The organism is Bradyrhizobium sp. AUGA SZCCT0283, assembly GCF_018130385.1.
GTDB lineage: Bacteria > Pseudomonadota > Alphaproteobacteria > Rhizobiales > Xanthobacteraceae > Bradyrhizobium.
Genome location: NZ_JAFCLU010000001.1, coordinates 498676 through 514929, shown reverse-complemented (window position 1 = coordinate 514929; position 16254 = coordinate 498676). Strand labels below are relative to the sequence as shown.

Annotated in this window: 16 protein-coding genes; 6 read left to right on the top strand and 10 right to left on the bottom strand. The window is 64.4% G+C overall.

The window, feature by feature from the left end; all coding sequences use genetic code 11:
* Positions 1-28 precede the first annotated feature (28 nt).
* The 3 genes from gshB to rsmI form a co-directional block, all read right to left on the bottom strand.
* Positions 29-976, bottom strand: coding sequence for a glutathione synthase (gshB, locus tag JQ624_RS02440; protein ID WP_212417221.1), 948 nt, complete (start codon positions 974-976; stop codon positions 29-31).
* A 91-nt stretch (positions 977-1067) separates the two neighbouring features.
* Entirely contained in the window at positions 1068-1481 is a 414-nt protein-coding gene (locus tag JQ624_RS02435; RefSeq protein WP_212417220.1) for a YraN family protein, read from the bottom strand.
* Positions 1468-2421: a 16S rRNA (cytidine(1402)-2'-O)-methyltransferase gene (rsmI, locus tag JQ624_RS02430; RefSeq protein ID WP_212417219.1), complete on the bottom strand. Its 954-nt coding sequence runs from the start codon at positions 2419-2421 to the stop codon at positions 1468-1470. The genes JQ624_RS02435 and rsmI overlap by 14 nt, the downstream gene beginning before the upstream one ends.
* 224 nt (positions 2422-2645) lie before the next feature.
* Between rsmI and JQ624_RS02425 the strand changes: the two genes are divergently transcribed.
* Positions 2646-3854 carry a penicillin-binding protein activator gene (locus JQ624_RS02425; RefSeq protein WP_212417218.1) on the top strand — a complete coding sequence of 403 codons (1209 nt, stop codon included), beginning with the start codon at positions 2646-2648 and terminating at the stop codon, positions 3852-3854.
* A 66-nt stretch (positions 3855-3920) separates the two neighbouring features.
* Here the strand turns inward: JQ624_RS02425 and hemW are convergent, their stop codons facing one another.
* Genes hemW through rph form a run of 3 tightly spaced genes read right to left on the bottom strand, consistent with a single transcriptional unit; the run spans position 3921 to position 6440 of the window.
* On the bottom strand, positions 3921-5093 hold the full coding sequence (gene hemW, locus JQ624_RS02420) for a radical SAM family heme chaperone HemW (protein WP_212417217.1): 1173 nt from the start codon (positions 5091-5093) through the stop codon (positions 3921-3923).
* Complete coding sequence (gene rdgB / locus JQ624_RS02415) at positions 5086-5715, bottom strand: RdgB/HAM1 family non-canonical purine NTP pyrophosphatase (protein WP_212417216.1); 630 nt, start codon at positions 5713-5715, stop codon at positions 5086-5088. Before rdgB ends, hemW begins: the two co-directional genes overlap by 8 nt.
* 11 nt (positions 5716-5726) lie before the next feature.
* Positions 5727-6440, bottom strand: a complete 714-nt coding sequence (gene rph, locus JQ624_RS02410; RefSeq protein ID WP_212417215.1) for a ribonuclease PH — start codon at positions 6438-6440, stop codon at positions 5727-5729.
* 156 nt (positions 6441-6596) lie between these two features.
* On the opposite strand from rph, the gene hrcA reads away from it, so the two are divergent.
* Both hrcA and grpE read left to right on the top strand, forming a co-directional pair.
* Positions 6597-7685, top strand: coding sequence for a heat-inducible transcriptional repressor HrcA (gene hrcA, locus JQ624_RS02405; RefSeq protein WP_212417214.1), 1089 nt, complete (start codon positions 6597-6599; stop codon positions 7683-7685).
* A 217-nt stretch (positions 7686-7902) separates the two neighbouring features.
* Complete coding sequence (grpE, locus tag JQ624_RS02400; RefSeq protein WP_212417213.1) at positions 7903-8508, top strand: nucleotide exchange factor GrpE; 606 nt, start codon at positions 7903-7905, stop codon at positions 8506-8508.
* Between the two features lie 18 nt (positions 8509-8526).
* On the opposite strand, the gene JQ624_RS02395 is transcribed toward grpE, so the two are convergent.
* The 4 genes from JQ624_RS02395 to JQ624_RS02380 all read right to left on the bottom strand — a co-directional run bounded on the left by JQ624_RS02395 (position 8527) and on the right by JQ624_RS02380 (position 11669).
* On the bottom strand, positions 8527-8952 hold the full coding sequence (locus tag JQ624_RS02395) for a VOC family protein (protein ID WP_312014369.1): 426 nt from the start codon (positions 8950-8952) through the stop codon (positions 8527-8529).
* Between the two features lie 82 nt (positions 8953-9034).
* A complete protein-coding gene (locus JQ624_RS02390) occupies positions 9035-9877 on the bottom strand; it encodes an AraC family transcriptional regulator (protein ID WP_212417212.1) in 843 nt (280 codons plus the stop codon).
* 27 nt (positions 9878-9904) lie between these two features.
* Positions 9905-10618 carry a bifunctional nicotinamidase/pyrazinamidase gene (pncA, locus tag JQ624_RS02385; protein ID WP_212417211.1) on the bottom strand — a complete coding sequence of 238 codons (714 nt, stop codon included), beginning with the start codon at positions 10616-10618 and terminating at the stop codon, positions 9905-9907.
* A gap of 100 nt (positions 10619-10718) precedes the next feature.
* Positions 10719-11669: a hypothetical protein gene (locus JQ624_RS02380; RefSeq protein ID WP_212417210.1), complete on the bottom strand. Its 951-nt coding sequence runs from the start codon at positions 11667-11669 to the stop codon at positions 10719-10721.
* Between the two features lie 587 nt (positions 11670-12256).
* Here JQ624_RS02380 and dnaK point away from each other — a divergent pair.
* The 3 genes from dnaK (at position 12257) to JQ624_RS02365 (ending at position 16246) form a co-directional block, all read left to right on the top strand.
* Entirely contained in the window at positions 12257-14158 is a 1902-nt protein-coding gene (gene dnaK, locus JQ624_RS02375; protein WP_212417209.1) for a molecular chaperone DnaK, read from the top strand.
* A 144-nt stretch (positions 14159-14302) separates the two neighbouring features.
* Positions 14303-15433 carry a molecular chaperone DnaJ gene (gene dnaJ / locus JQ624_RS02370; protein WP_212417208.1) on the top strand — a complete coding sequence of 377 codons (1131 nt, stop codon included), beginning with the start codon at positions 14303-14305 and terminating at the stop codon, positions 15431-15433.
* Between the two features lie 210 nt (positions 15434-15643).
* Positions 15644-16246 (top strand): class I SAM-dependent methyltransferase, encoded by a 603-nt coding sequence (locus JQ624_RS02365; RefSeq protein ID WP_212417207.1) that lies wholly within the window; start codon positions 15644-15646, stop codon positions 16244-16246.
* The last annotated feature ends 8 nt before the right edge of the window (positions 16247-16254 follow it).

Sequence of the window (16254 nt, the reverse complement as noted above, 5' to 3'; positions counted from 1 at the left end):
GCTTCCGGCTATCGTTTCGGGACTGAAACTACTTCCCGACGCGCTTCGCCTCGATGGTGTCCCAGATTTTTGCCGCCACATCCGGCCCGCCGAGCCGCGCAATCGCGCGGATGCCGGTCGGGCAGGTCACGTTGATCTCGGTGAGGTTGCCGTCGATCACGTCGATGCCGACGAACAGCAGGCCGCGTTCGCGCAGCGCGGGACCGAGCGTGTCGCAAATCTCGCGTTCGCGCGCGGAGAGGTCGGTGGCCTGTGCTGCACCGCCGCGAACCATGTTGGAGCGCAGATCGTCCGGGGCCGGCACACGGTTGACGGCGCCGGCGAATTCGCCGTCGACCAGGATGATGCGCTTGTCGCCGTTCTTCACTTCGGGGAGGAAGCGCTGGATCACCCAGGGCTCGCGGAAGGTGACCGAGAACATGTCGAACAGCGAGCCGAAATTCATGTCCTGCGGCATCACCCGAAACACCGCCGCGCCGCCATGGCCATGCAGCGGCTTCATGACGACCGCGCCATGCTCGTCGCGGAACGAATTGATTTCGTCGAGATCGCGTGAGATCAGCGTCGGCGGCATCAGCTGCGGAAAGTTCAGCACGAACATCTTTTCCGGCGCGTTGCGCACGCTGGCAGGATCGTTGACGACCAGCGTCCTGGGATGGATGCGTTCCAGCAAATGCGTCGAGGTGATGTAGGCGATATCGAACGGCGGCTCTTGCCGCAACAGGATGACGTCGAAGTCGTTCAGCGCCTGGCGCTTGGGCTCACCGAGAGTGAAATGATTGCCGGCCTCGTCGCGCACGGTGATCGCCTGCACCGGCGCCACCAACTCCTCGCCGCGCAGCGACAGCTGGTCCGGCGTGAAATAGGAAAGTCCATGGCCGCGCCTTTGCGCTTCCAGCATCAGGGCAAAGGTCGAATCGCCGCGGATGTTGATACGCGCGATAGGGTCCATCTGGACGGCGACATTCAGTTTCATATTGGGGGTCCGGGTCTCTGGAGGGGTTATAGCGTTTTCAAGCGAAGTGGGTACCGGTTCGCGTTAAGAAAACGCGTCCAAAACAAGAGCCTTATACGCTGGCGTCGAATGCCGCTAACAGATGGCGTGGCAGACGCCGCGGCGCAATCAGGATGGCGTCAAAACGGAGCTCAAATTCGGCATGCTCGGGATGCGCCATCAACCACCCTTGAGCGGCGTCGATGATGCGGGCCTGCTGGCGCGGCGTGACGGCATAGGCGGCATCATCGAGGCTGGCTCTGGCCTTGACCTCGATGAAGGCGACCAGATTGCGCTTCCTCGCCACCAGGTCGATCTCGCCATAGGGGGTGCGGAAGCGTTTGGCGAGGATGCGGTAGCCCTTGGCCATCAGAAAGGCGGCGGCGCGGCTTTCGGCCGAAAGTCCGGTGCGGAAGGCCGCGATCCGCTCGGGCGCGGCGGGCTTTGCCGCAGCGTCCGGCGGCGACGTGCCGTCAGTCTTCGCCATGCCCGCCTCTGGCTTCTTTTGCGAGCTCCAGCGCGCGGGCATAGACTTCGCGGCGCGGCCGCCCGGAAAGCTCGACCGCATGCGCCACGCTGTCCTTGACGCTGTCGCGTGCCAGCGAGGCTCGCAGAAGGTCGTCGAGATCGTGCTGCGTCATGACCCCTTCCTCGGCGCGGGGCGGGCCGACGACGAGCACGAACTCGCCGCGGGTTTCCAGCGTGCCGGCGGCCTTCGCCAGCTCCGTGACTGGCGCGCGCGTGATGTCCTCGTGCAGTTTTGTGAGTTCGCGGCAGATCGCGGCGTCGCGCCCGCCCATGATGTCAGAAAGATCGGCCAGCGTATCCTGCACGCGGTTGCCGGATTCGAACATCACCAGCGTGGCGTCGATCCGGGCAAGTTCAGCGAGCCGCGTCCGCCGCGCGACTTGCCTGGCCGGCAAGAATCCTTCGAAGAAAAACCGGTCGGTGGGGAGGGCTGCGACCGAAAGCGCCGTCAGCACCGCGGAGGCGCCCGGCACCGCGATCACGGCGTGGCCGGCGGCGCAGACCTCGCGCACCAGCTTGAAGCCGGGGTCTGATATCAAGGGCGTGCCGGCATCCGACACCAGGGCAATCGAGGCGCCCTGCGCCAGCTTTTCCAGGATTTTCGGCCGCGCCATCGCCGCGTTATGTTCGTGATACGGCTTGAGCTCCGCCGAGATCGCATAGCGCTCGGTCAGGCGGCGGGTGATGCGGGTGTCCTCGCAGGCGATGATGTCGACGCCGGCCAGTGTCTCCAGCGCGCGCAGGGTAATGTCGCCGAGATGGCCGATCGGGGTCGCTACCAGATAGAGGCCGGGAACCGGCTTCGGGGCATTCAGGACGTGGCCCTGAATCAAAAATGTTCTGTTGGCCGAACCCGGCTCGGTATCAGACCCGTAGTTCGAACTGGGTTTTGCGCGCATAATGCCAATCTAAAGGGGTCTTGGTGCAAGCGCTATATCCGGCGCGATGGCGGCAAGACCGAAGTTCCCGGCGACCTGCGGCGGTGCCGTAATCCTTTTGTTTTGGTTAACTAATTCTCGACAATATTGCAGAATCCCGCATTTGGGTTCAGTAGCGGTTCAGGTGCCTCGGCTCAGAAAGCCGGAATCCTGGCCGACGGCGGTCGGTCAAGAGAAGAGACAAGATGGTAGGCCCGCTCAATCGCAAGCCCGGATCTCCGGATCCTCGGCCGTCAGGACCAACCCGGCGGGCGGCAGTTGGCCTTATTCTCGGCGCGCCCCTGCTTGGCGCCTGCTCCGGCACCCAGATTTCCAACCCGTTTGGCCCGTCCCAGCCCGAGGGACCGGCTGGTCCGCAGCAGCAGCCGCTCGCGGTCGGCAACGGGCAGGTCAAGGTCGGCCTGATCCTGCCGCTCTCGGCCGCCGGCAATGCCGGCGTCGCCGCGCAATCGATGAAGAGCGCGGCCGAGATGGCGCTGGCGGAATTCCAGAATCCCAACATCCAGCTTCTGATCAAGGACGACGGCGGCAGTCCGCAAGGCGCGCAACAAGTCACCCAGGAGGCACTCGGCGAAGGCGCGGAAATCATTCTGGGTCCGTTGTTTGCGGCCTCGGTGCCGGCGACCGCGCAACTGACGCGCGCACGGGGCGTTTCGGTGATCGCGTTCTCGACCGACTCAAGCGTGGCCGGACGCGGCGTCTATCTGCTCAGCTTCCTGCCCGAATCCGACGTCAACCGGATCGTCGATTACTCCGCCAGCATCGGAAAGAAATCTTTCGCGGCGCTATTGCCCGACAACGCCTATGGCAATGTGGTGGAGGCAGCCTTCAAGCAGGCGGTCGGCCGCAAGGGACGTATCGTCGCCTTTGAGAAATATGCCTCCGACCGTTCCGCGGCGGCGCGGACGGTGGCGCAATCGCTGGGCTCGGCGGACGCGCTGTTCATCGCCGACGACGGCGAATCGGTCGTGGCGGCGGCGGATGCCTTGACCGCGGCGGGCGCGAATTTGCGCAACATCCAGTTGCTCGGTACCGGCCTGTGGGACAATCCGCGCGTCTATGCGAGCCCCGTGCTGCAGGGCGGGCTCTATGCCGCGCCGGATCCGTCGGGTTTCCGCGCCTTCTCCGGCCGCTACCGCGCCAAATACGGCGCCGATCCCGTGCGCACCGCAACGCTGGCCTATGACGCGGTCGCGCTCGTCGCCGCGCTGTCGAAGCAGGGCGCCCAACGTTTTGCGCCGGAGACGCTGACCAACCCGTCGGGCTTTGCCGGCATCGACGGCCTGTTCCGGTTCCGCTCCGATGGCTCCAACGAGCGCGGCCTTGCGGTGATGAAGGTCGCCAGCGGCGGCAGCACGCCGGTTGCGGGATCGCCGAAGAGCTTTGGGGCGTAGGTTTCCCGACGAGCCGCAATCAACGTCGGTGGTTATGGGTTTCTGCTTTCGCAGGAACGACAGCCTTCACGCCGCGAGGTCCGCCACGACCGCATCCAGCACCGGGAATCCGGCCTGCGTCACGCGCAGCCTGCCGTCGGCGTCGACGATGATGGCGCCTTCCTCGCGGAGCACGGCGATCCGGCTCGGGTCGAGCGCGCGGCCGGACAAGGCCGCATAGCGTTTGGGGTCGATGCCCTCGGCGAGCCGCAATCCCATCAGCAGGAATTCGTCGGCGCGCTCTTCGCTGTTGAGAAAATCGTCTGTGATGACGCCGTGGCCATTGGCCTCGACGCGCATCAGCCAGGCCTCAGGACGTTTTTCGGTCGCGATCGCGTGCCTGATACCGTCGATGTCGAGGCGGCCATGCGCGCCCGGGCCGATGCCGGCATATTCATCGCCGCGCCAGTAGACCAGATTGTGCTGGCATTCGGCGCCTGCGCGGGCGTGGTTGGAAATCTCGTAGGCCGGCAAGCCGTGATGCGCGCAGACTTCCTGCGTCACATCGTAGAGCGCGCGGGCAACCGCCTCGTCCGGCGTTTTCAGATTGCCCGCCGCGTGCAGGCCGAAGAACGGCGTGCCTTCCTCGATCGTGAGCTGGTAGAGCGAGAGATGTTCGGCGGCTTCCGAAATCGCGAGCTTCAATTCGTCCGCCCACATCTTTGGCGTCTGGTCGGGACGGGCGTAGATCAGGTCGAACGAGTAGCGGTCGAACGCGCTGCGCGCGATCGCGACCGCGTCCAGTGCTTCGCGCGCGGTGTGCAATCGTCCGAGCGCCTTCAGCGAGGCGTCATCGAGCGCCTGCACGCCGAGCGAGACACGGTTGACGCCGGCTGAGCGATAGCCGCGAAACCGGGTCGCTTCCACGCTGGTCGGATTGGCCTCCAGCGTGACCTCGACATTGTCGGCGACGTGCCAATGCTTGCCGATCGAATCCAGGATGGAGCCTACGGTTTGCGGCTGCATCAGCGACGGCGTGCCGCCGCCGAGAAAGATCGACGTGACGGTGCGTCCCGGCGCGCGCGCCGCTGTGGTTTCGATCTCGCGCGCAAACGCACGGGCAAATCTCTCCTCGTCGATCGGCGCGTGGCGGACGTGGCTGTTGAAATCGCAATACGGGCATTTCGACAGGCAGAATGGCCAGTGCACGTAGACGCCGAAGGCGGCTTGCTTCGGGTAGTGGCGTTCGGCGCTAGCCAAGACAAATCTCCGCCAGTTTGACGAAGGCACGCGCCCGGTGCGACAGGCCGAGGCCGAGCGGCGGCAGGCCGTGTTTCTCGATCGAGGTCATCTCGCCAAAGGTCCTGACGTGCCCATCGGGCAGGAACGCCGGATCATAGCCGAAACCGGCGGTGCCGCGCGGCGGCCAGACCAAAGTTCCATCGGCGCGGGCCTCGACCTCTTCCAGATGACCGTCGGGCCAGGCGACGCACAGGGCCGAGACGAAATGCGCCTTGCGCTTGTCGGGCGTGGCGGCGCCGCGCTCCTGCAGCAGGCGCTCGATCCGCGCCATCGCCGTCATGAAATCCTTGCCCTCTCCGGCCCAGCGCGCCGAGTAAATGCCGGGAGCGCCATCCAGCGCATCGACCACAAGGCCGGAATCGTCGGCAAAGGCCGGCAGCTGCGCCGCCTTCGCCGCCGCGATCGCCTTGATCGCCGCATTGGCGCGAAACGTCTGGCCGCTTTCCTCCGGTTCGCCGAGGCCCAGCTCGCCCGCGGAAACGGCCTCGACGCCATGCGGCGCCAGCAATTCCCGCATCTCGGCGAGCTTGCCGGGATTGTGGGTCGCGATCACGAGGGCGCCGGTGATTCGACGGTGCATGTGCGATCAGACTACGCGACGGCCATCTTCTGCAAGTCCACCAGACGCGCGACACCCTTGCGCGCCAGTTCCATCAGCGCGAGGAACTCGTCTTGCGAGAACGGCGTCTTTTCGGCAGTGCCCTGCACCTCGATGATGCGGCCGTCGCCGGTCATGACGAAATTGGCGTCGGTCTCGGCCTGGGAATCCTCGGCATAATCGAGGTCGAGCACCGGCGTGCCGTTGTAGATGCCGCAGGAGATCGCGGCGACATTGTCGCGCAGCACATTGGTCTTCAGCATGTTGCGGGTCTTCATCCACGAGATGCAGTCGGCCAGCGCCACCCAGGCGCCGGTGATCGAAGCGGTGCGGGTGCCGCCATCGGCCTGGATCACGTCGCAATCGACGGTAATCTGGCGCTCGCCGAGCGCTTCGAGGTCGACGGCTGCGCGCAGCGAGCGGCCGATCAGCCGCTGGATCTCGACGGTGCGGCCGCCCTGCTTGCCGGCGGCGGCCTCGCGGCGGGTGCGTTCCAGCGTGGCCCGCGGCAGCATGCCGTATTCGGCGGTGACCCAGCCGCGCCCCTGGCCCTTCAGCCAGGGCGGCAGCCGTTCTTCCAGCGTTGCCGTGACCAGCACATGGGTGTCGCCGAATTTCACCATGCAGGAACCTTCGGCATATTTGACCACGCCGCGTTCCAGCGACACGGGGCGCAGCTCATCGGGCGCACGGCGGCTTGGCCGCATGGGAAATCCTTTCGAAATCGAGCGAAATTCGTTTGCGGTGCTTGTAGGTGGGGGCGTGCGCAGCGGCAAGGGCTTTTGGCCCTGTTTGGAGGGAAAGGGACGCTTGTCATTGGCCCGCCGGAGCGACAAGTTAGGGGCTGTCCAAGGAGTTAAGCCGTGGCCCACCACGATCCGATTGGCCTGATCGCGCCGCATGCCGGGCTCGCCCAGCTCAACGAGCGCTCGCGCGACATTTTTCGTCAAATCGTCGAGAGCTATCTCGCGACCGGCGAACCTGTCGGCTCGCGCAATATCTCCCGCCTGATCGCGGTGCCGCTGTCGCCGGCTTCCGTCCGCAACGTGATGTCGGACCTCGAAGCGCTTGGCCTGATCTATGCGCCGCATACCTCGGCAGGCCGGCTTCCGACCGAACTCGGCCTGCGTTTCTTCGTCGACGCCCTGATGCAGGTCGGCGACCTCACCGAACCCGAGCGGGAATCGATCCAGAACCAGCTTGCCTCCGTCGGACGCGCGCAATCGGTCGAGGCGGCGCTCGGCGAGGCGCTGACGCGGCTCTCCGGCCTGACCCGGGCCGCGGCCGTGGTGCTGACCGCCAAATCCAATTCGCGGCTCAAACACATCGAATTCGTCCGGCTCGAGCCGGAGCGCGCGCTGGTGGTGCTGGTCGGCGAAGACGGCCAGGTCGAAAACCGCGTGCTGGCGCTGCCGCCCGGCGTTCCCTCGTCCGCACTGACCGAAGCGACCAACTTCCTCAATTCGCGGATTCGCGGGCGGACGCTTGCGGAAGCGCGGCTTGAACTCGAAACCGCGCTGTCGCAGAGCCGCGCCGAACTCGATCAATTGACACAGAAGGTGATTGCGGCCGGCATCGCGAGCTGGTCCGGCGGCGAACACGAGGACCGGCAATTGATCGTGCGCGGCCATGCCAATTTGCTCGAAGACCTGCACGCGCTGGAGGATCTCGAACGCGTCAAGTCGTTGTTCGACGATCTCGAGACCAAGCGCGGCGTGATCGATCTGTTGGGCCGGGCCGAGCGCGCCGAAGGGGTGCGGATTTTCATCGGATCGGAGAACAAGCTGTTTTCGCTGTCCGGTTCCTCCACCATCATCGCGCCTTACAGCGATGCTACCGGCAGCATTGTCGGCGTTCTCGGCGTGATCGGGCCGACGCGGCTGAACTACGCCCGGGTCATCCCGACGGTGGACTACGCCGCCCGGATCGTCAGCCGCCTGCTGGGCGGCTGATCGGCCCGAATAGGGCCCCAATCCCGGACGTTCTTGTTTTGACGCGTTTTCTACCGCAGATAAGTCTACGCAATCTGCGCAAGCTTGATTGCTATGCGAACCGGTACCCACTTCGCTCGAAAACGCTATGGAAAGCTTGATTTTCGGCCCCTAAAGCACGATATCCCCGGCAGCAAATCCCCATCGAACCAGATCCGTTTTTTGAGAAGGCAGTCTTATGACCGATCCCAACCGGCCGAATGATGATGCGGTGAACCCGGCCCAGACCGGCGAGCCCGTGGTCTCAAAACCCTACATCATGCCCGACGATCCCGAGGAAGGATCGAATGAGGCGCTGACCAGGGAACTGGCCGAGTCGCGGGACAAGATGCTGCGCACGCTGGCGGAAATGGAAAACCTGCGCCAGCGCACCAGGCGTGAGGTGGCCGATTCCAAGATGTACGGCATCACCGGTTTCGCGCGCGACATTCTCGATATCGCCGATAATCTGCAGCGCGCGCTCGACGCCATTCCACCCGAAGCCCGGGAGACCGCCGATCCCGGCATCAAGGCCTTCATCGAGGGCGTGGAACTGACCGAGCGTTCGCTGCTCAACACGCTGGAGAAGAACGGCGTCAAGAAGTTCGATCCGTCGGGCGAAAAGTTCGATCCCAATTTCCAGCAGGCGATGTACGAAGTGCCCGATCCGTCCGTTCCGTCCGGGACGGTGGTCCAGGTCGTGCAGGCCGGCTTCATGATTGGCGAGCGCGTGCTGCGCCCGGCGCTGGTCGCCGTTTCCAAGGGCGGCGCGAAGGCCGCGCCGGCGACCGACGTCGCGAGCTGAGCCGGCTTCGAAAACGCTCTATGGCTTCTCGTCCGCCTTCGGCCGGTACGTGCCAAAGCTCCAGAGATTGCCTTCCGGATCCCGGCAGGCGAAGTCGCGGCTGCCATAATCCGTGTCGTGCAGCGCCATCTCGATCCTGGCGCCTGATGCCTTGACCCTGGCGTGCAGCCCGTCCGGATCGTCGACGGCGACGTAGAGCGCATCCGTGCGGCGACCGCCGATGTCGCCGACAAGTTTGCCGTATTCGTCATCGTGGCATTGGCCGAGCATCAGCAGCGAGGGGCCGTAGGCAAGTTCGGCATGGTGTACCGTGTCGCCGTTGCGGTAGACGACGCGCTCGGTGAAGCCGACCACTTCCTTCAGCCAGCCGATCATGGCCTCGGTATCCCGGCAGCGCATCGTCGGATAGATGCGCGGCGCTTCGGTCTCATTTTGATGGGTCACAGCAAACCTCCTTGCTGAGAGCTGCCCCGCCAATATGGGCGAGCGCGGCCGCGTCGGCTTGAAGATTTTTTACCAGATCAAACTAGGCGTCCAGCGGGCGTATCAGGCGGCTGTCGGTCAGCGCCAGCCGGCGGGCCCAGGCCGTTGGCGGCTCGCCGGCAAGAGTTGAAAATTCGCGGGCGAGATGCGCCTGGTCGGCATAACCGCTCTCGGCCGCAACCCCGGCCCAGCCGCGCGCTTCTCCTGTTTGTGCAAGCCGACAGGCGCGATGGAAACGCATGATCCGGGCAACCGGCTTCGGCGCGAGACCGAGTTCGGATCGAAAACGGTTCACCAGGTGCTTGCGGCTCCAGCCTATCTCTTTCGCGAGCGCGGTGATCCGCGCTCCACCCGCCGTGCGCGCCAATCTTCGATAGGCGAATTCGATCTCGGGCGACGGCAGGTGGTTGGCGCGATCAGCAACAAAATCCTCGACCAGATCGAAACGGTTTTGCCAACCGGAAGTCGCACCAAGCCGCTCGCGCAGTTGCCGGCCTTCGCGGCCCAGCACGTCGCCGATCTCGACCATGCGCGCGGCGAGATCGACGACGGCGTTGCCAAAGAAGCGGTAGGCACCCAGCGGCGTGAAATCCACCTGCACGCATTCGGCGCCGCCGTCGGACTCGATCAGGACCGGGCCGGCGTAAAGCCCGGCGGCGAAGCTCGGCTGGCGGTCGGCGGCATCGGGCTGGCGCCCGAGCGCGATCAGGAACGGCGTTCCGAAGCTGATGATCAGGGGTGCCACCAGCGATGCGGTTTCGCGCTGGGAAAACCGGCCATGCGCTGTTTCACGGTAACCGGTCATGCCCGAAATAAGCCCCGCCGTGCGCTGTGACGGCGCACGACGGGCCAACTCGAACGCGGACGGAGCCGTCAGGTCGGACATCCCGGACCTCTGCAAGAGGATACGGCGTTAAGCCGCGATATCGCTCGACTGGATGCGCTTGACGCCGGCTTTGGTCATGTCGGCCCAGGCCTTGGCGAGCGAACCCTGCAAGTCGATGCCGCGGCAAGCGTCCTCGATGACATAGGTTTCAAAGCCCGCTTTGCGCGCGTCGAGCGCGCTCCATGCCACGCAGTAGTCGGTGGCGAGGCCGGCGAGGAACACCCGCTTCACCTTGCGTGCCTTCAGGTAGGCGGCGAGCCCCGTCGTGGTCTTGCCGTCGGCCTCGGTGAAGGCCGAATAGCTGTCCACGTTCTTGTTGAAACCCTTGCGGATGACGAGCCCGGCATGCGGGATCGCCAGGTCCTTCGACAGCGACGCGCCTTCGGTCCCCTGCACACAGTGATCGGGCCACAGCACCTGCTTGCCGTAGGGCAGGCTGACCGTCTCGAACGGCTTCTTGCCGGAATGCGATGTCGCGAACGAGACATGGTCCGCGGTGTGCCAGTCCTGTGTTATCACGACATTGGCAAAGCCCTTGGCGATGCGGTTGATGATTGGAACGACCTGCTCGCCGTCCTTGACCGCGAGGCTGCCGCCGGGAAGGAAACAGTTTTGCACGTCGATGACGAGCAGCGCGGAAGCGTCATCGGGCTTGATCGGCGCGGCCCAGAGCGCGCCTGGGACGAGGGCAGCGACGGACGTCGCGCCGAGACCTGTCAGAACCAGCCTGCGAGTAAACATGATGCTTCTCCCCGGTTGTTGAAACCCGACGCGGAAAAGCTAGTTCCATTTGTGTACGAACGAAAGCCCGAAAATTCGGCGCGCCCTGCAAATTTCCGGATCAGCCACGCGGATGAATTCCGTCGCGCACCGCGCGGAAGCGTGGAAAGGCCTTGGTCCAGTCGTCGCGCGGCGAAGAGCCGATGATGCGCATCGAGGTCTGGGCGCCGAACCGCAGCCATTGCACGATGGTGACCGGCGTATTGTTCTTGCCGCTGGTGGCGTCGATCCGGGTCTCGTAGCCGGGCTGGCCATCGATGCGGACCGGCTCCGACATCGTGATCCTGCCGTCGCGCACGCCGGGGATGGTGGTCGCGATCTGCTGGGCGAAGCGGCCGCGATCGTCCGGCGAAGCCGCCGTCGAGCCGATCAGGCCGATGATCATGAAGGGCGCGGCTTCGAAGCCGGTCTTTTCGTCCCCGTCGGAGAGAATGAGGGCTGCGCCCGGCGCCAGCGTGCGGATGTTCTTGAAGCTGGAGAGCTCGCTGATCTTGAACGGCATCAGCCCGAGCTGCTCCTCGACTGGGACCTCGTTGCGGATCACGGCGGAAGCGAACATCTGGCGGATGGCGTCGTCGGTATAGATCCTGGAAGCGTTTTCGGGCACCTGCACGGCGACATAGCCGGAGAAGGTGGGGCCGGGCAGGATCATCGAATAGCGGCGCACATTGGTGGCGCCGTCCTTGGCGTTTTCGACGGTGTAGTAGGCGAGCCCGGCCGCGGTCTCGATGCTCTCCGGCTTGATGCCGCCGGTGCCGCCCGGGTTGGCCTTGAAGGCATTGGAGACCTCGCCATAGGCCTCGGCGGGGAGGTCAGCGATCAGGACCTTGACCCCCTGATCCTCGGTCTCGAAGCCGATGAATGTTCTGGCCTTGTTGAGGCCGACCAGGGGCGTCATGCCCACCCTGGCGCCCGGCGGGAAGACCGGGTCGGCGGCGAACGCAGAAGAAAACACGGTAGAATTGGCGGAAACAATCAGGGCAACCGCAGCGAAGTATCGAAGTAGCTTCATGGAGGATCTACCGGGTTTGCATGGGGCCGTTCAGTGGTCCGACGATGCAGCTAGGAATCTCTGGTGGAATCTTGGAGCCTTGGGGCACGACAGGGGTCGTTCCAGTCGGCCCGCTTTTAGCGGTTTTGATGTCCCTGCAACAGGGCAGGGTAGGGGTCCGTTCCACCGTTACGGTCCGATATGTCGGCCATTTTGCGGGATTCTGCCCGGTATCCGGGCTCTTTTTGAGGCGCTTCCAGCGGCCAAATACCGCGTCCCTTCCCACGGCGGCCGGGCCTTCGATGGGGAGGGAGCCGCAGTGCTGCGCAGCGCTCCGGCGGCGAGAGGGCAGCGGCCTGCGATCCGCGGCCTTGCCGATTTCTTAACGCCGCTCCAGGCACTGATGCGCCGCCGCCCCGGCCTGACACAATCTTTCAAACGTCAGCCTTTTCAGGCCCTAAGCTTGCGCTCGGTCCTTGCAGGCCCGACCCCCCCTCCTATATGAGGCTCACCGTCGCAATATCGCGAGTATTTGATCGTTGGGGGTTCGGTTAGGTGCGCCGTCCAGGGCCCAGCCAACCTGCCGCAACAAGAAGGATATGAGGACCATGGGAAAGGTCATTGGGATCGATCTCGGCACCACGAATTCGTGCGTCGCCGTAATGGATGGCAAGACTGCGAAAGTCATCGAGAACGCGGAAGGCATGCGCACGACGCCTTCGATCGTTGCCGTCACCGATGACGGCGAGCGCCTCGTCGGCCAGCCCGCCAAGCGTCAGGCGGTGACCAATCCCGAGCGTACGTTCTTTGCGGTGAAGCGCCTGATCGGCCGCCGCTACGACGACCCGATGGTCGAGAAGGACAAGAAGCTCGTCCCCTACAAGATCGTCAAGGCATCGAACGGCGACGCCTGGGTCGAAGCCGACGGCAAGACCTATTCGCCCTCGCAGGTCTCCGCCTTCATCCTGCAGAAGATGAAGGAGACCGCGGAAGCCCATCTCGGCCAGAAGGTCGAGCAGGCCGTCATCACCGTTCCCGCCTACTTCAACGACGCGCAGCGTCAGGCCACCAAGGACGCCGGCAAGATCGCCGGCCTCGAAGTGCTGCGCATCATCAACGAGCCGACGGCGGCAGCGCTCGCCTACGGTCTCGACAAATCGAAATCCGGTACCATCGCGGTGTACGACCTCGGCGGCGGCACCTTCGACGTCTCCATTCTTGAAATCGGCGACGGCGTGTTCGAGGTGAAGTCGACCAACGGCGACACCTTCCTCGGCGGTGAAGATTTCGACATGCGGCTCGTCAGCTATCTGGCCGATGAGTTCCAGAAGGAGCAGGGCATCAACCTGCGCAACGACAAGCTTGCCTTGCAGCGCCTGAAAGAGGCCGCCGAAAAGGCCAAGATCGAGTTGTCCTCGACCACGCAGACCGAAATCAACCTGCCCTTCATCACGGCCGACCAGACCGGGCCGAAGCATCTGACGATGAAGCTGACCCGCGCCAAGTTCGAGGCCCTGGTCGACGATCTCATCCAGAAGACCATTGAGCCCTGCCGCAAGGCGCTGAAGGACGCAGGCCTCACCGCCGCCGAAATCGGCGAAGTGGTGCTGGTCGGCGGCATGACCCGCATGCCGAAGGTTCAGGAAGTCGTGAAGCAGCTGTTCGGCAAGGAGCCGCATAAGGGCGTCAATCCGGACGAAGTCGTCGCCATCGGTGCGGCGATCCAGGCCGGCGTGCTGCAGGGCGACGTCAAGGACGTGCTGCTGCTCGACGTGACCCCGCTTTCGCTCGGCATCGAGACGCTGGGCGGCGTGTTCACCCGCATCATCGACCGCAACACCACGATCCCGACCAAAAAGAGCCAGGTGTTCTCGACCGCCGAGGATAACCAGAACGCCGTCACCATCCGCGTCTTCCAGGGCGAGCGCGAAATGGCTGCCGACAACAAGGTACTCGGCCAGTTCGACCTGATGGGCATTCCGCCATCGCCGCGCGGCATGCCGCAGATCGAGGTCACCTTCGACATCGACGCCAACGGCATCGTCAATGTCTCCGCCAAGGACAAGGCGACCGGCAAGGAGCAGCAGATCCGGATCCAGGCCTCCGGCGGCCTCTCGGAAGCCGACATCCAGAAGATGGTCAAGGACGCCGAAGCCAATGCGGCCGAGGACAAGAAGCGCCGCGAGGCGGTCGACGCCAAGAACCATGCCGACGCGCTGGTGCATTCCACCGAGAAGGCGCTGGCCGAGCACGGTTCGAAGGTCGAGGAAAGCGAGCGCCGCGCCATCGAGGACGCCGTCAGCGATTTGAAGGAAGCGCTGAAGGGCGACGATGCCGAGGCCATCAAGGCCAAGACCAACACGCTAGCGCAGGCCTCGATGAAGCTCGGCGAGGCCATGTACAAGCAGCAGGCCGAGGCGGACGCCAAGAAGGATGCTGCCAAGGATGACGTGGTCGACGCGGAGTTCACCGAGGTCGACGACGACAAGAACAACAAGAAGTCGGCGTAAGCGGGCTTTCGATCATGACCCTCATCCAAAAGAGCGCGCGGCTTGCGTTCGATGGGTGGGGGTCATTTTTCTTTAAGCCGAAGGCTGCATCTTTCTATTGAGCGTGCCTGCGGCATGAAGATGAATTTCGGGCGGGTTTGACTGATGTCCACCAAGCGCTGCTATTACGAAACCCTGGAAGTCGAACGGAACGCGGACGAGTCCAAGCTCAAGGCGGCGTTCCGCAAGCTCGCGATGAAATGGCATCCGGACAAGAATCCGGGCGATGCCACCAGCGAAGTCCGCTTCAAGGAAATCAACGAAGCCTACGAGGTCCTGAAAGACGGCGAGAAGCGCGCCGCCTATGACCGCTACGGCCATGCCGCGTTCGAGCAGGGCATGGGCGGCGGCGGTCCCGGCTTCGGCGCCGGCTTCGCCTCGTCATTCTCCGATATTTTCGAAGACCTGTTCGGCATGGCCGGGCAGCGGCGCAGCGGTGGACGCGAGCGTGGCGCCGACCTGCGCTACAACATGGAAATCACGCTGGAGGAAGCCTTTCAGGGCAAGACTGCGCAGATCGAGATTCCGGTCTCGGTCACCTGCGAACCCTGTTCGGGCACCGGCGCCAAGGCCGGCACCAAGCCGAAGACCTGCTCGCACTGCGGCGGCGCTGGCCGCGTGCGGCAAGCCCAGGGCTTCTTCACGCTGGAGCGGACCTGCCCCGGCTGTCAGGGCCGCGGCCAGATGATCGAGGACGCCTGCCCGAACTGCTCGGGCTCGGGACGGGTGACGCGCGACCGGACGCTGTCGGTCAACATCCCGCAGGGCGTCGAGGACGGCACCCGCATCCGCCTGGCCGGCGAAGGCGAGGCCGGCGTCCGCGGCGGGCCGCCCGGCGATCTCTATATTTTCCTGTCGCTGGCCACCCACGAATTCTTCCAGCGCGATGGCGCCGATCTGCATTGCCGGGTTCCGATTTCGATGGTCGCCGCCGCGCTCGGCGGCGAATTCGAGGTCCCGACCATCGACAAGGGCAAGACCAAGGTGAAAGTACCGGCCGGGACGCAGTCCGGCCGCCGTTTCCGCATTGCATCAAAAGGCATGCCGGTGCTCCGCTCGCGCCAGACCGGCGACATGTATGTCCAGGTTATGGTCGAAACGCCGCAAAATCTGACCAAGAAACAGCAGGAACTGCTGGCCGAGTTCGAAAAATTGTCGTCCGGCGCCACCCAGCCGGAAGCGGCGGGCTTCTTCACCAAGGTCAAGGACTTCTTCGGCAACCGCGCGGGCTCCTGACCCGCGCGAACGCGAGCTGCGCGAAGCGCAGTTCTCGCCCTCGCAGTCATGATTCATTCAGCTTGCACAGCGTCTTATCGCCAGATCGTCGGCGCTTTGGCGGACCTAGCGCGTTACCGTTTGGCTTGACCACAAACCCGTCGACCTATACGTGTTTATGACTGTTTTCTGACATCCCCCGCTTTGTTAGCGGTCCCGCCTGGTAGCGACATGCCTTTGCAATCGTCCGTGCGTGCGTTGAAGAAACCTCTCCGTCTGGACGATGAGGTTCGCTTCCTTCGTTCATGGATCGAAAAGCCGCTGCACATGGGTGCGGTGATGCCGTCGAGCAAGTTGCTCGCCCGGACCATGGCGCAATATGTCGACGTCGATTCCAAAGGACCGGTGATCGAGCTCGGACCGGGGACCGGGGCAATCACCAATGCGCTGATCGAACATGGCGTCGACCAGAAGCGGCTGGTGCTGGTCGAGTACAATCCCGGATTCTGTGCGCTGCTGCGCGACCGCTATCCGCAGGCCAAGGTGGTGCAGGGCGATGCCTATGCGCTGCGCGACTCGCTCGGCGAGGTACTGGATGCGCCGGCCTCGGCCGTGGTCTCCGGCCTGCCGCTGGTGACCAAACCGATGCTGACGCGTCTGAAACTGATCCGCGACGCCTTCCTGGCGCTCGCGCCCGGCGCCCCCTTCGTGCAGTTCACCTATTCGGTCGCGCCGCCGATCCCGAAATCGCTGCCGGGTGTGTCCACAGAAGCCTCCGAGCGGATCTGGATGAATCTTCCGCCCGCGCGGGTCTGGGTGTATCGCAAGGGCTGAGCTCCCCT

Excerpts from the sequence above, each read along its gene's own strand:
- gshB (WP_212417221.1), bottom strand. The coding sequence starts at position 976 with ATGAAACTGAATGTCGCCGTCCAGATGGACCCTATCGCGCGTATCAAC.
- dnaK (WP_212417209.1), top strand. The coding sequence starts at position 12,257 with ATGGGAAAGGTCATTGGGATCGATCTCGGCACCACGAATTCGTGCGTC.
- JQ624_RS02365 (WP_212417207.1), top strand. The coding sequence starts at position 15,644 with ATGCCTTTGCAATCGTCCGTGCGTGCGTTGAAGAAACCTCTCCGTCTG.
- pncA (WP_212417211.1), bottom strand. The coding sequence starts at position 10,618 with ATGTTTACTCGCAGGCTGGTTCTGACAGGTCTCGGCGCGACGTCCGTC.
- JQ624_RS02390 (WP_212417212.1), bottom strand. The coding sequence starts at position 9,877 with ATGTCCGACCTGACGGCTCCGTCCGCGTTCGAGTTGGCCCGTCGTGCG.
- dnaJ (WP_212417208.1), top strand. The coding sequence starts at position 14,303 with ATGTCCACCAAGCGCTGCTATTACGAAACCCTGGAAGTCGAACGGAAC.
- rsmI (WP_212417219.1), bottom strand. The coding sequence starts at position 2,421 with ATGCGCGCAAAACCCAGTTCGAACTACGGGTCTGATACCGAGCCGGGT.
- rph (WP_212417215.1), bottom strand. The coding sequence starts at position 6,440 with ATGCGGCCAAGCCGCCGTGCGCCCGATGAGCTGCGCCCCGTGTCGCTG.
- JQ624_RS02425 (WP_212417218.1), top strand. The coding sequence starts at position 2,646 with ATGGTAGGCCCGCTCAATCGCAAGCCCGGATCTCCGGATCCTCGGCCG.
- JQ624_RS02380 (WP_212417210.1), bottom strand. The coding sequence starts at position 11,669 with ATGAAGCTACTTCGATACTTCGCTGCGGTTGCCCTGATTGTTTCCGCC.
- JQ624_RS02435 (WP_212417220.1), bottom strand. The coding sequence starts at position 1,481 with ATGGCGAAGACTGACGGCACGTCGCCGCCGGACGCTGCGGCAAAGCCC.
- grpE (WP_212417213.1), top strand. The coding sequence starts at position 7,903 with ATGACCGATCCCAACCGGCCGAATGATGATGCGGTGAACCCGGCCCAG.
- rdgB (WP_212417216.1), bottom strand. The coding sequence starts at position 5,715 with ATGCACCGTCGAATCACCGGCGCCCTCGTGATCGCGACCCACAATCCC.